13 protein-coding genes and 1 pseudogene are annotated in these 11849 nt (G+C 31.0%); 12 read left to right on the top strand and 2 right to left on the bottom strand.

What is annotated here, in order from left to right:
- The first annotated feature begins 17 nt into the window (after positions 1-17).
- From h2es_RS02830 to grxD, 4 genes are read left to right on the top strand one after another with little or no spacing between them, the layout of a single operon-like run.
- The gene (locus h2es_RS02830) at positions 18-941 is read left to right on the top strand and encodes a TerC/Alx family metal homeostasis membrane protein (protein ID WP_154511227.1); all 924 of its coding nucleotides are present in this window, start codon (positions 18-20) and stop codon (positions 939-941) included.
- A 48-nt stretch (positions 942-989) separates the two neighbouring features.
- Entirely contained in the window at positions 990-1553 is a 564-nt protein-coding gene (gene efp, locus h2es_RS02825) for an elongation factor P (RefSeq protein WP_154511225.1), read from the top strand.
- Between the two features lie 2 nt (positions 1554-1555).
- Positions 1556-1786: a BolA family protein gene (locus h2es_RS02820; protein ID WP_126044347.1), complete on the top strand. Its 231-nt coding sequence runs from the start codon at positions 1556-1558 to the stop codon at positions 1784-1786.
- A gap of 19 nt (positions 1787-1805) precedes the next feature.
- On the top strand, positions 1806-2120 hold the full coding sequence (gene grxD, locus h2es_RS02815; protein ID WP_154511223.1) for a Grx4 family monothiol glutaredoxin: 315 nt from the start codon (positions 1806-1808) through the stop codon (positions 2118-2120).
- Between the two features lie 69 nt (positions 2121-2189).
- Here the strand turns inward: grxD and sucD are convergent, their stop codons facing one another.
- Together sucD and sucC are read right to left on the bottom strand one after the other, a co-directional pair.
- A complete protein-coding gene (sucD, locus tag h2es_RS02810; RefSeq protein WP_154511221.1) occupies positions 2190-3062 on the bottom strand; it encodes a succinate--CoA ligase subunit alpha in 873 nt (290 codons plus the stop codon).
- A gap of 9 nt (positions 3063-3071) precedes the next feature.
- Positions 3072-4232: an ADP-forming succinate--CoA ligase subunit beta gene (sucC, locus tag h2es_RS02805; protein ID WP_154511219.1), complete on the bottom strand. Its 1161-nt coding sequence runs from the start codon at positions 4230-4232 to the stop codon at positions 3072-3074.
- Positions 4233-4579: 347 nt separating this feature from the next.
- Between sucC and h2es_RS02800 the strand changes: the two genes are divergently transcribed.
- The 8 genes and pseudogenes from h2es_RS02800 to ccoS all read left to right on the top strand — a co-directional run.
- Positions 4580-5836, top strand: coding sequence for a pyruvate dehydrogenase complex dihydrolipoamide acetyltransferase (locus h2es_RS02800; RefSeq protein WP_154511217.1), 1257 nt, complete (start codon positions 4580-4582; stop codon positions 5834-5836).
- Between the two features lie 24 nt (positions 5837-5860).
- Positions 5861-7267, top strand: coding sequence for a dihydrolipoyl dehydrogenase (gene lpdA / locus h2es_RS02795; protein WP_154511215.1), 1407 nt, complete (start codon positions 5861-5863; stop codon positions 7265-7267).
- 103 nt (positions 7268-7370) lie between these two features.
- Complete coding sequence (locus h2es_RS02790) at positions 7371-8039, top strand: CADD family putative folate metabolism protein (RefSeq protein ID WP_154511213.1); 669 nt, start codon at positions 7371-7373, stop codon at positions 8037-8039.
- An 84-nt stretch (positions 8040-8123) separates the two neighbouring features.
- Positions 8124-9050 carry a class I fructose-bisphosphate aldolase gene (locus h2es_RS02785; protein ID WP_154511211.1) on the top strand — a complete coding sequence of 309 codons (927 nt, stop codon included), beginning with the start codon at positions 8124-8126 and terminating at the stop codon, positions 9048-9050.
- Positions 9051-9393: 343 nt separating this feature from the next.
- Complete coding sequence (locus h2es_RS02780) at positions 9394-9606, top strand: cold-shock protein (protein ID WP_154511209.1); 213 nt, start codon at positions 9394-9396, stop codon at positions 9604-9606.
- 157 nt (positions 9607-9763) lie between these two features.
- On the top strand, positions 9764-10399 hold the full coding sequence (locus h2es_RS02775; protein ID WP_154511207.1) for a 50S ribosomal protein L25/general stress protein Ctc: 636 nt from the start codon (positions 9764-9766) through the stop codon (positions 10397-10399).
- 9 nt (positions 10400-10408) lie between these two features.
- Positions 10409-11677: pseudogene (gene trmFO, locus h2es_RS02770) on the top strand (methylenetetrahydrofolate--tRNA-(uracil(54)-C(5))-methyltransferase (FADH(2)-oxidizing) TrmFO); the annotation flags it as partial.
- A 50-nt stretch (positions 11678-11727) separates the two neighbouring features.
- Positions 11728-11849: cbb3-type cytochrome oxidase assembly protein CcoS (ccoS, locus tag h2es_RS07920; protein ID WP_154511510.1), on the top strand; the 122-nt coding region annotated here is incomplete at its 3' end.

Below are 11849 nucleotides of genomic sequence, written 5' to 3'. Positions count from 1 at the left end.
TATTATAACTAGCGCTTATGTTCTCCACTCAAAGTTGGATTTTTTTAATAATAATTGTACTTATATCTGTTTTTATTGATCTTGGTATATCATTAAGAAATTCAAAAAATATGAGTCTTAAAAGTGCGGTATTCTTATCTGCAACCTGGATTGCACTTGCAATTTCATTTGGTATATTTATATATTTCTATGCTGGAATTGATATGGCAATAGAGTATATTACAGCTTATAGTATTGAGCTATCTCTTAGTATAGACAATGTATTTATATTCATAATTATTTTCAAATATTTTAAAATTGATTCTAAGTATCAACATAAAGTTCTATTTATTGGCGTACTAAGTGCTATAATATTTAGGTTAATTATGATTATTTTTGGCCTTTATATTATCCAGATGTTTGAATGGTTATTCTTACCATTTGGTCTAATATTAATTTATAGTGGTTATAAGTTACCAAAAATGGAAGAGAATCAATCAGATTCTTTACAAAATAATTTTATATTAAAATTTATTAAAAAACGTTTTAATTACTCTAATAGTCAGTCTAATGGAAATTTATATTTTTACAAAAACGGCAAACTTTTCATTACACCACTTGCCCTAGCATTATTAGTAATTGAAAAGGCAGATCTTGTATTTGCACTTGATTCAATACCAGCAGTTCTTGCAATTACAAAAAATTCATTTATAGCATTTAGCTCAAATATACTTGCAATTTTAGGTTTAAGATCTATGTATTTTATTATGGCAAATGCTGTTCAAAAATTTCAATATCTAAAGCATGGAATAGGATATATGCTTATCTATATTGGAATAAAAATGATTTTAGGATTTTTTGGTATACATTTTTCGAATTATATATCTATACTAATTATTGTTATTTTTGTATTGAGTTCTATCGTGATTTCAATTATAAAAAAACCATCTCTTAAAATTTAATACTATGAAATAATAGGTATTTCTAATAAAAACAACTATGGTACTAAAATGAAAATTAACGCAAATGATATTAAAATTGGAAATGTAATATCACACGACAACAAGTTTTTTGTTGTATCAAAAACAATGCACACACAACCTGGTAAAGGTGGAGCGTATATACAGGTTGAAATGAAAGAAATGAAAACGGGTACAAAAACAAACCATAGATTTAGAAGCTCTGAAGATGTAGAAAAGATCAGATTAGATCAAGAAAAATATCAATTTCTATATCAAGAAGATAATTTTCTTATTCTTATGGATCAAGAAACTTTTGAACAAAAAAGCATAGATAAATCACTTTTAGGAGATCAATTACCATTCATAAAAGAAGGTATGGACATAACATTAGAAATGCATGATAACGAAGCATTGTTAGCATACCTACCAGCATCAGCTGAAGTTACTATAAAAGAATGTGAACCAGTTGTAAAAGGCCAAACATCTACCTCTTCTTATAAACCTGCAATTTTAGAGAATGAAGCTAGAATTATGGTGCCTCCATTTATAAATCAAGGTGATAAGGTAGTTATTGATATTAAAGAATTAAAATATATAGAAAGAGTAAAATAATTATGCCTATAGAATATGATACTTTATATAAAGCTATCGCAAATGGTTTTCCTAATTCTAAAATAGAATTAGTTGATACAGTAGGAGATAATAATCATTATCAAGTTAAAATCACTTCAGAAAAATTTAATAAACTTTCTAGGGTTAATCAGCATAAATTAGTACATGAAATTTTAAAGGATTGCTTAGGTACTGATTTACATGCACTTTCAATCCAAACTTTTAAAACTTAAATAACGTTAAAGGTAATTTATGAATCAGAATATACAAAATAAAATCAAAAGTTTAATACAAGAAAACGATGTAGTTTTATTTATGAAAGGTACGCCTGAAATGGCGATGTGTGGATTTTCTGCAGCTGTTGTAAATATTCTGAATATTTTAAAGGTTAAATTTGTTGGAGTTGATATTTTAGAAGATGAGGAATTAAGGCAGGGTATAAAAGAATATTCAGACTGGCCTACAATTCCACAACTATATGTGAATCAGGAATTTATTGGTGGTTGTGATATTGTGCAAGAAATGTATAAGAGTGGTGAACTTCAAGAATTATTTTTATCAAAGTAGAATAAGCTTTCTTTATTATTGTTATTGCGAGAGCATCTTGATGCTCGTGGCAATCCAGATAAAAAATCTCTAGCTTAGCAATTCATACATTGTTTTGCCAATTTCAGCAGGAGACATAGAAACGGCAACTCCAGCACTCTTCATTGCTTCAATTTTTGCTTCTGCAGTGTCATCACCACCAGAAATGATTGCCCCAGCATGGCCCATTCTCTTTCCTGGAGGAGCAGTTCTACCAGCAATGAATCCCACAGTTGGCTTTTTGATTTTATGATTTTTAATATAATGTGCTGCCTCAATTTCTGCAGCTCCACCAATTTCACCGATCACAACAATCGATTTGGTTTCGTCATCATGTAAGAATAATTCAAGTGCATCTATAAAACTAGTCCCATTTATTGGGTCACCACCTATTCCAATACAGGTAGATTGTCCAAGTCCTAAAACTGAAGTTTGGTGCACAGCTTCGTAAGTTAATGTGCCAGATTTTGAAATTATACCAACACTTCCTTTTTTATGAATGTAACCTGGCATGATACCAATTTTGCACTCATCAGGTGTAATGATACCAGGACAATTTGGCCCAATTAATCTAGTTTTTGAATTTGCTAAAGCCTTCTTTACTTTTAGCATATCTAAAACTGGAATACCTTCAGTAATACATACTACTAACTCAAGCTTAGTATCAATTGCCTCAAGGATTGAATCTGCAGCAAATGGTGGTGGCACGTAAATTACTGATGCATTTGCTTCTGTTTTTTTCACAGCTTCTTCAACAGTATTAAAAACTGGCAATCCTAAATGAGTTAAACCTCCTTTGCCAGGGGTTACACCTCCTACCATTTTTGTTCCATATTGAATTGCTTGCTCAGAATGAAAAGTTCCTTGAGCACCTGTAAAACCTTGGCAGATAACCTTTGTTTGTGAATTTACTAAAACTGACATAACCTCTCCTTAACTTACTACATTTACAATTTTCTTAGCAGCATCTTCTAAATCATTTGCTGCCTCAAGCTTCAAACCTGATTCTTGTAAAATCTTTTTACCCATTTCGGCATTTGTTCCTTCAAGTCTTACAACAACTGGAACATTTATTTGAACTTCTTTAGCTGCAGTTACAATGCCATTTGCAATGATATCGCATTTCATAATGCCACCAAAAATATTTACCAAAATGCCTTTTACGCTGCTATCAGATAAAATAATTTTAAATGCCTCTGTAACTTTTTCTGTTGTTGCTCCTCCTCCTACATCAAGGAAGTTAGCTGGTTCTTTGCCATATAGCTTAATGATATCCATAGTTGCCATTGCAAGACCTGCTCCATTTACCATGCAGCCGATTGAACCATCCATTTTAACATAACTTAAGTCATATTTTTTGGCCTCCACTTCTTGTGGATCTTCTTCGTGAATATCTCTCATAGCTTCAATGTCAGGATGCCTGTAAAGAGCATTGTCATCAAAGTTGAATTTCGCATCAAGTGGAATAAATTTTGAATCCTCTGTTTCGATCAAAGGATTTATCTCGATCTGACTTGCATCTGTTTCAACAAATGATTTATACAAAGCTCTAACAACTTTAGCAAAGCTCTTAAGCTGAACTTTATCAAGTCCCATGCCAAAACCAAGCTTAGCTATGTGAAAATTTTGAATCCCGATTGTGAAATCTACCTGAGCAGTAATAATCTTCTCAGGGCTTTCCTTTGCAACTTCTTCAATTTCCATACCACCTTCTGTGGATGCTGCAATTGTGATGCAATTATTGTCCCTATCAAGCACGACAGAGATATAATATTCTTTTTTGATATTACTACCTGCTTCCACATACACTTTTCTAACAAGCTTGCCTTCCGTACCTGTTTGAGGTGTAAATAGCTTCATGCCGATCATATTTGAAGTGTAGTCCCTCACTTCATCAAGAGTTTTTGCAAGTTTAACACCACCTGCTTTACCTCTTCCTCCTGCGTGAACTTGAGCCTTTATCACCCATACGTTAGATTTGATTTTGGAAGCTGCATCAACTGCTTCATCAGCATTAGTTGCAAGCAGGCCTTCAGGCAACTCAAGACCATATTTTCTCAAAATCTCTTTCGCCTGGTATTCATGAATATTCATAGCTTAATCATTATGATAATTTAGTTTTTAATAGTAGTGAATTAGTTGCAAGTTGTAAACTAAATGTTTTTATTTTTTCTGGATTGCCACGGATGCTTGCGCATCCTCGCAATGACGATGGGATAGTGGGTTGCCACGCTTCACTGCATTCACTCGCAATGACAATGGAGGAGTACGGTGGATTGCCGCGGATGCTATCACATCCTCGCAATGACGAGGGAGAGAGCGTGTTCACTTCTAATCACAAGAGGTTGAGCATTTTAGTTCACAATGACAAAAATGTATTATTTATTGGAGACTATATAATAATATGCTAATGTGACTTAATTAAACACATACAATAATTTATGGCGATTGAAATTTTAATGCCAGCATTGTCACCAACAATGAAAGAAGGCAATTTAGCAAAATGGTTAAAAAAAGAAGGTGATTCTGTTGAATCAGGAGAAGTAATTGCAGAAATTGAAACAGATAAAGCGATAATGGAAGTGGAAGCTGTTGACGACGGGATACTTGCAAAAATTGTAGTTTCTGAGGGGACAAAAAATGTTAAAGTCAACGATTTGATTGCTATCATTGCAGAAGAAGGAGAAGATAAAGATGCTGCAATTGCTGAAATTGAAAGCAAAAAGCCTCAAACTCAAGAACCCACAAAGAAAGATGAGGTGGCAGAGCAACCTACTGAAGAAAAATCAGCGAATATTGCTGTAGAAGAAAATAGCGGTGATAAAAGAATATTTGCATCTCCACTCGCAAGGAGAATAGCTGCACAGGAAAAGATAGATATTTCAAAAGTTGAAGGATCAGGACCTAGAGGTAGAATTGTGAAGTATGATATTGAAAGCTTTTTATCTCAAGGTAATTCATCAAGTGTTTCTCAAACATATGTTCCTCAGGCTGATAAAGAAGTGCCTATCTCAGGTATGAGGCAAGTTATTGCTGATAGATTGGTGGAATCAAAGCAGCAAGTTCCTCATTTTTATTTAGATGTAGAATGTGTTGTGGATAAGCTCCTGGATTTTAGAAAGGATATAAACTCTTCTGCTCCATTGGATGAAAATGGAAAACCAGAATTTAAAATATCCATAAATGATATGCTAATCAAAGCTTCAGCATTGGCACTGAATAAAAATCCAAAGGTAAACTCTGCTTGGTATGGAGATAAAATAATTCAATTTGGTAGTGTAGATATTTCAGTTGCAGTCGCTATAGAAGATGGTCTTATGACCCCTATTGTAAAAAATGCTGATCGAAAAAATATGATTCAAATATCTAGAGAAGTAAAAGAGCTTGTAAAAAAAGCACAATCACAAAGACTTAAACCTGAGGAATATCAGGGCGGAAGCTTTAGCATTTCCAATTTGGGTATGTACTCTATAAAATCTTTTTACGCAATAATAAACCCACCTCAGTCTTGTATACTATCCATAGGTAACACTAGAGAAACACCTATGTTTGATAAAAATGGCAATATAGTTAAAAAGCAAGTGATGAATGTCTCATTGTCTTGTGATCATAGAGTGGTGGATGGTGCTACTGGTTCCATTTTCTTAAATACTCTAAAGGAGTTTATTGAAAATCCATCTTTAATGATATGTTATTAAATTTATATTAAGGAGCAAATAAATATGCAAAATTTTGAATATGATGTTGTCGTACTTGGCTCTGGTCCAGGTGGTTATGTTGCAGCTATAAAAGCTTCTCAATTAGGATTGAAAACTGCGATTATCGAGAAAGAAAATTTAGGAGGAGTATGTTTAAACTGGGGTTGTATTCCTACAAAAGCTCTTCTTCGCACAGCCGAAATATTACATTACATAAAAAATGCCAAAGAATTTGGAATCAACTGCGAAGGATTTAAAGTAGATTTTGATAAAGTAATTAAAAGATCAAGAGATGTTGCAAATAAGCTATCAAATGGAATCAGTCATCTACTTAATAAAAATAAAATTTCAATTATTGAAGGTTACGGAAGATTTTTAAATAAAAATTGTATTGAAGTTACAAAAGGAAACAATTCTACTAAAGTGACTGCCAAAAATATTATTATTGCAACTGGAGCAAAACCTAAATTTTTAAAAGGGCTTTCTCCTAGTGATAGCAAAATAATAATGGGCTATAGAGAAGCGTTATTGCCAAAAAAGTTACCTAAAAAAATATTAGTTATTGGAAGTGGTGCTATCGGAGTTGAATTTGCTAGTTTTTATAATGCTTTAGGTTCAAAAGTCACGATTCTTGAAATTGCAGATAGGATTATAATTAATGAGGATAGTGAAATTTCTGAATTTGCTCAAAAAGCATTTGAAAAAGAAGGTATTCAAATTTTAACTTCAGCAAAAATTAATAACTTCTCTATCAAAAAAGACGTTATTAATTTTGAAATATCCAGTAAAGATAAAAATTATAACGATTCATTTGATGCTGTTATTTCAGCAGTAGGAGTGAGTGCAAATATCGAAGATATAGGTTTAGAAAAAATTAATGTAAAAATCTCTGATAAAAAATATATATTGACCGATAAATCTTTGCGTATTAATGAAAATAATATTTATGCAATAGGTGATGTCGTTGCTCCGCCTTGGCTTGCTCATAAAGCCAGTCATGAAGGAGTTTTAGCTGCAGAATATATAGCTGGTAAAAATCCCAAACCTATAAATCATTTAAACATTCCAGGATGTACATACTGCCATCCTCAAATTGCAAGTGTAGGATTGACGCAAGAAAAAGCAGCAAGTGAATATGGTAAAGATAATATAAACGTTGGAAACTTTCCTTTGATTGCAAATGGTAAAGCTTTAGCCCTTGGAGATACTAATGGTTTTATCAAAACAATTTTTCATAAAAAAACAGGGGAGCTACTAGGAGCTCATATGATTGGCCCTGAGGTAACTGAAATGATTTATGGCTTAGTTCTTACGAAACAACTAGAAGGTACTGAACTAGATTTAATGAGCACTATATTTCCACATCCTACAATTTCTGAAGCCATTCATGAATCTGTTTTGAATGCAGTTGGAAAAAGTATTCATATTTGATAGTATAGTTTTAAAGACAAAAGAATTAAAAAAACAGTTGATATTATCTAAGTGATTATAATATAATTCTTACTTGATTATTTAATAAAATATAATGGATTTGATGCAAAATTTTATTAGCACTTTATTTCAGAAAATCAAACCGTTTCATTTGCTAAAACATCCTTTTTATAACAAATGGTCTAATGGTGAATTAAATAAGGAAGTTTTAAAGGAATATTCAAAGCAATATTTTCATCATGTAGAAGCTTTTCCTAGGTGTATTAGCGCTATACATTCTAATTGTAATGAATTAGAAAATAGGCAAGTTTTGTTAGGAAATTTAATTGAGGAAGAAGACAAAGAAAACAGTCATCCGGATTTGTGGTTAAAATTTTCTAATGGCTTAGGAGTGGATTCAAAAGATGTAAAAAGTGTAAAATTAAATCAAGAAACAAAAGATTTAATAGATGAATTTTTAAATATTGCTAGATCTTCTTATGCAAAAGGTTTGGGAAGTTTATATGCTTATGAATATCAAATTCCTGAAGTTGCAAAATCTAAAATTATGGGTTTGTCAAAATTTTATGGCATTAATGATGAAGAAACAATAAAGTTTTTTAACGTACATATTAATGCAGATGAATGGCATTCTGAAGAGTGCCTAGGCTTGTTAAAGAAATTAAATTCAAAAAAAGATCAAGAAGATGCGATTGAAGGTGCTCATGAGCTCTCAAAACTTATGTGGAATTTTTTAACTGGTGTAGATAAGTCAACAGCACATATTCAATAAAATTTACAAATTAATTTGCTATATTTTATATTGAAAATATATTAAGTTTCAAATAGCATCTAAAAAAATTTAAACATAATTGATATGCACTTAACTGATAAAATAAAGCAAATCTTAAAGAATTATGAAAGTGAGTCTCCTGCTGTAAAATCAAATATAGTAAAAATATTAATGAGTGGGAAATTAGCTGGCACTGGTAAGATGTTAATTTTGCCAGTTGATCAAGGCTTTGAACATGGTCCAGCTAAAAGCTTTGCTCCAAATTTATCAGCTTATGATCCAGAATATCATATAAAATTAGCCTTAGATGCAGGTTTAAATGCTTATGCTGCTCCTAAAGGAATGCTCGAAGCGATTTCAGACGAATTTCGTGGAACAATTCCATTAATTCTTAAAGCTAATAGTTCAAATTCCTTGATTAGCAGAAAAAGTGATCCCAATCAATCTATTACAGCAAATATTCAAGATGCTATTCATTTAGGATGTACAGCTATTGGTTTTACTATATATCCTGGTTCTGATGATTCTCTTGGAATGATAGAAGAAGTTTCAGAAATGATTTCAGAAGCAAAATCGTATGGTCTTGCAACTGTTGTTTGGTCATATGCAAGAGGTGGTGATTTGACTAAAAAAGGTGAGACAGCATTAGATATTGTTGCTTATGCAGCACATATTGCTGCATTAATAGGAGCTAATATTATAAAAGTAAAGCCGCCTTCTGAAGTAATAGAAACAGAATCTGTAGCAGAAATATATTCAAAAAATGCTAGTGATTATAAAAATTTAAGTAATCGCATTAAACATATTATGCAAGCAGCTTTTTCGTGCAAAAGATTAGTTATTTTTTCTGGTGGTACTGCAAAAACAGAAGACGAAATATACAAAGAAATACATGATATCAATGATGGTGGTGGAAATGGATCCATTATCGGAAGAAATAGTTTTCAAAGGCCATATGATAAAGCTATAAAATTATTATCAAATATTATTAAAATTTATTTAAATAAATAGTCACTCCTAATTAAGGAAATACTGATACTTATCAGATAAGTTACTTGTTATGAATAATAAATAATTGAAAATTTTTCAATTGGTTGTTACAAGACTGTCTAAAGGTTATAAATATAAATTTTAATCCATTTAAGTCATTACTATTTTAATAGATATAATGGAATTATTAAGATTATTTCCATAAAAGTGAATTCATTGCTTGTTTTTACGGATATAATATAATATGTTGTGAATATGTATTTAATAAATGCATAGTATTATTAGTTATTTTTATTTTAGTAAGCACTTAAATAGAGATTTTAATAATATTAAAATCAATAAATTAATATATTAAAGGTTACAAATGAGACAAATAGGAACTGTTAAATGGTACAATTCTACAAAGGGTTATGGTTTTATAACTCCTAACGATAGCAAAAAAGATGTTTTTGTTCATAGTTCAGCAATTTTAAATTCAGGAATAGATGAACTTCATGAAAATCAAAAAGTTGAATATACTTTAATAACTAAGAATGACAAAACTTCTGCTGATGAAATAGTAATTTTAAATAGTTAATTTTCACAATATATTATTTGGTATTAAATTAATACTTATCGTTTTTTAGATATATAATTTTTATCCCCCCAAAATTCATAAAATATTTATTGAAAAAAAATCTTGGGTAATATATAAAATATATCGTCTTTTATAAAAATATTAGGGTTATAAATTTATGGTAGAATTAGTATTAGCAGGTGAAGAAAAAAAAGGATCAGGTACTGGTAATTCTCGGGCTTTAAGAAGAGATCGCAAGTTGCCTGCAATCATTTATGGATTTGGCGAAAATCATATGATTAACTTGGTATATAAAGATTTTTTAAAAGAATATCATAAAGGAAATTTACTATCTAAGTTGGTAAGTATAAAACTTGGCAAAAAATCACTAAAGGTTATTCCTAGGGATGTTCAAATAGATCCTGTTTCTGATAATCCTATTCATGTGGATTTTCAACTAGTAAAGGATAATGTTTCAATTAAAGTTGATGTAAGAGTTAAAGTGATAAACCAAGATAAATCACCTGGAATTAAAAAAGGTGGTATATTAAATGTAGTTAAAAAATACATAAGTCTTAACTGTATACCAAAAAATATACCAGGATATTTAGAGATAGATATTGAAGGGTTTGAAATTGGAAAAAACATCCACATTAATGATATTCAATTACCAAATGGTGTAGTACCTGTGGATAAAAGTAATTTTACAATCTTAACAATTGCAGGAAGAGTAGAAGAGAAAGATGAGGAGCAAGAAGAAATTTCAGATGATAATTCAGCTGAAGATAAAGAGAAAAAAGACGAAGCTAAATAATTTTATAGCATGCAAGTTGAAATTGTTGGAGCTGGCCTAGCTGGGTGTGAGGCTGCGTGGCAACTTGCCAAAAGAGGAGTGAAAGTTCACCTTTATGAAATGAGGGGTATTGAAAGTACTTTTGCTCATAAAACATCTAATTTAGCAGAATTAGTGTGCTCTAATTCTTTACGTTCAGATGATCCTAAAGTGGCAATAGGGTTGCTTCATCAAGAAATGAGGAAGCTTGATTCCTTAATTATGAGTGCAGCTGATTTATCTAAAGTTCCTGCAGGTTCAGCTTTAGCAGTTGATAGGGAATTATTCTCGAAGATAATAGAAGAAAAAATTAATCAAACTTCAAACATAAATGTAATACGCAAAAGAGTAGATGATATACCTGATGGAAATACTATAATTGCTTCAGGTCCACTTACTTCAGAAATTTTCACTCATAGAATACAGCAAATTTGTCAGAACTACGACTTTTTAGCATTTTTCGATGCTATTTCTCCTATTGTAACTAAGGATAGCATAGATTTTGATGTAGCATGGTTTCAATCTAGATATGATAAAGGTGATGGTAAAGATTATATAAATTGCCCTTTAACTGAAGAAGAATATTACCAATTTATTGAAAATTTAATATGTGCTGAAAAAATTGAATTTAAAGAGTGGGAAAAAATACGCCTTATTTCAATGGTTGTTTACCCATAGAAGTTATGGCTCAAAGAGGTAAAGACACATTAAGGTTTGGTCCAATGAAACCAGTTGGGTTAACAAACCCCAAAACAAATTCTAGAGCTTATGCAGTAGTACAACTTAGACAAGATAATAGACAAGGTACACTCTATAATATAGTAGGTTTTCAAACAAAAATGAAATACAATGAACAAATTAGAGTTTTTAAGACTATTCCAGGGCTCAAAAATGCTGAATTTGTTAGGTTAGGTGGTATACACAGAAATACCTTTATAAACAGTCCGAAAGTTTTGGCTAATAACTTGAGCTTAAAAACTAATCCTAAAATAAAATTTGCAGGACAAATTACAGGAGTTGAAGGTTATGTTGAAAGTGCAGCCATAGGATTATTATCAGGAATATATTTTGCGTATGAATTAGCAAATAAGCCAACTCCATTAATAGATAGCAACTCTGCAATAGGCTCATTAATGAATTATATTACAGATGAGTCTCATAGTAAAAACTTTCAACCAATGAATATTAATTTTGGCCTATTTCCAGAGATAAAAATCAATAAAGGTCAAAATAAAAAAGATTTACAAATATCCAAAGCCATAACATACTTTGAGAAGTGGAAAGTAGAAAATAATATTTAATTAGTTTTTATGGGAGTATTATTATTTTTAATTCCTTTAGCTGTATTAATTGCTCTACTGGGAGTAATAGGAGTATTTTGGTCTATAAGAAATAATCAATTTGACGATTTAAAATCACAAAGTGAAAAAAT

It is taken from the genome of Rickettsiales endosymbiont of Trichoplax sp. H2 (genome assembly GCF_009690945.1).
GTDB classification, from domain to species: domain Bacteria; phylum Pseudomonadota; class Alphaproteobacteria; order Rickettsiales; family Midichloriaceae; genus Aquirickettsia; species Aquirickettsia rohweri.
Note: the sequence above shows the minus strand (reverse complement) of the source record. Positions and strands in the feature narration are given on the sequence as shown.

What these genes read in the sequence shown, in the direction of transcription:
- h2es_RS02780 (WP_154511209.1), top strand. Translation starts at nt 9,394, where the DNA reads ATGAGACAAATAGGAACTGTTAAATGGTACAATTCTACAAAGGGTTAT.
- h2es_RS02800 (WP_154511217.1), top strand. Translation starts at nt 4,580, where the DNA reads ATGGCGATTGAAATTTTAATGCCAGCATTGTCACCAACAATGAAAGAA.
- h2es_RS02775 (WP_154511207.1), top strand. Translation starts at nt 9,764, where the DNA reads ATGGTAGAATTAGTATTAGCAGGTGAAGAAAAAAAAGGATCAGGTACT.
- efp (WP_154511225.1), top strand. Translation starts at nt 990, where the DNA reads ATGAAAATTAACGCAAATGATATTAAAATTGGAAATGTAATATCACAC.
- h2es_RS02790 (WP_154511213.1), top strand. Translation starts at nt 7,371, where the DNA reads ATGCAAAATTTTATTAGCACTTTATTTCAGAAAATCAAACCGTTTCAT.
- grxD (WP_154511223.1), top strand. Translation starts at nt 1,806, where the DNA reads ATGAATCAGAATATACAAAATAAAATCAAAAGTTTAATACAAGAAAAC.
- sucD (WP_154511221.1), bottom strand. Translation starts at nt 3,062, where the DNA reads ATGTCAGTTTTAGTAAATTCACAAACAAAGGTTATCTGCCAAGGTTTT.
- h2es_RS02830 (WP_154511227.1), top strand. Translation starts at nt 18, where the DNA reads ATGTTCTCCACTCAAAGTTGGATTTTTTTAATAATAATTGTACTTATA.
- h2es_RS02820 (WP_126044347.1), top strand. Translation starts at nt 1,556, where the DNA reads ATGCCTATAGAATATGATACTTTATATAAAGCTATCGCAAATGGTTTT.
- sucC (WP_154511219.1), bottom strand. Translation starts at nt 4,232, where the DNA reads ATGAATATTCATGAATACCAGGCGAAAGAGATTTTGAGAAAATATGGT.
- lpdA (WP_154511215.1), top strand. Translation starts at nt 5,861, where the DNA reads ATGCAAAATTTTGAATATGATGTTGTCGTACTTGGCTCTGGTCCAGGT.
- h2es_RS02785 (WP_154511211.1), top strand. Translation starts at nt 8,124, where the DNA reads ATGCACTTAACTGATAAAATAAAGCAAATCTTAAAGAATTATGAAAGT.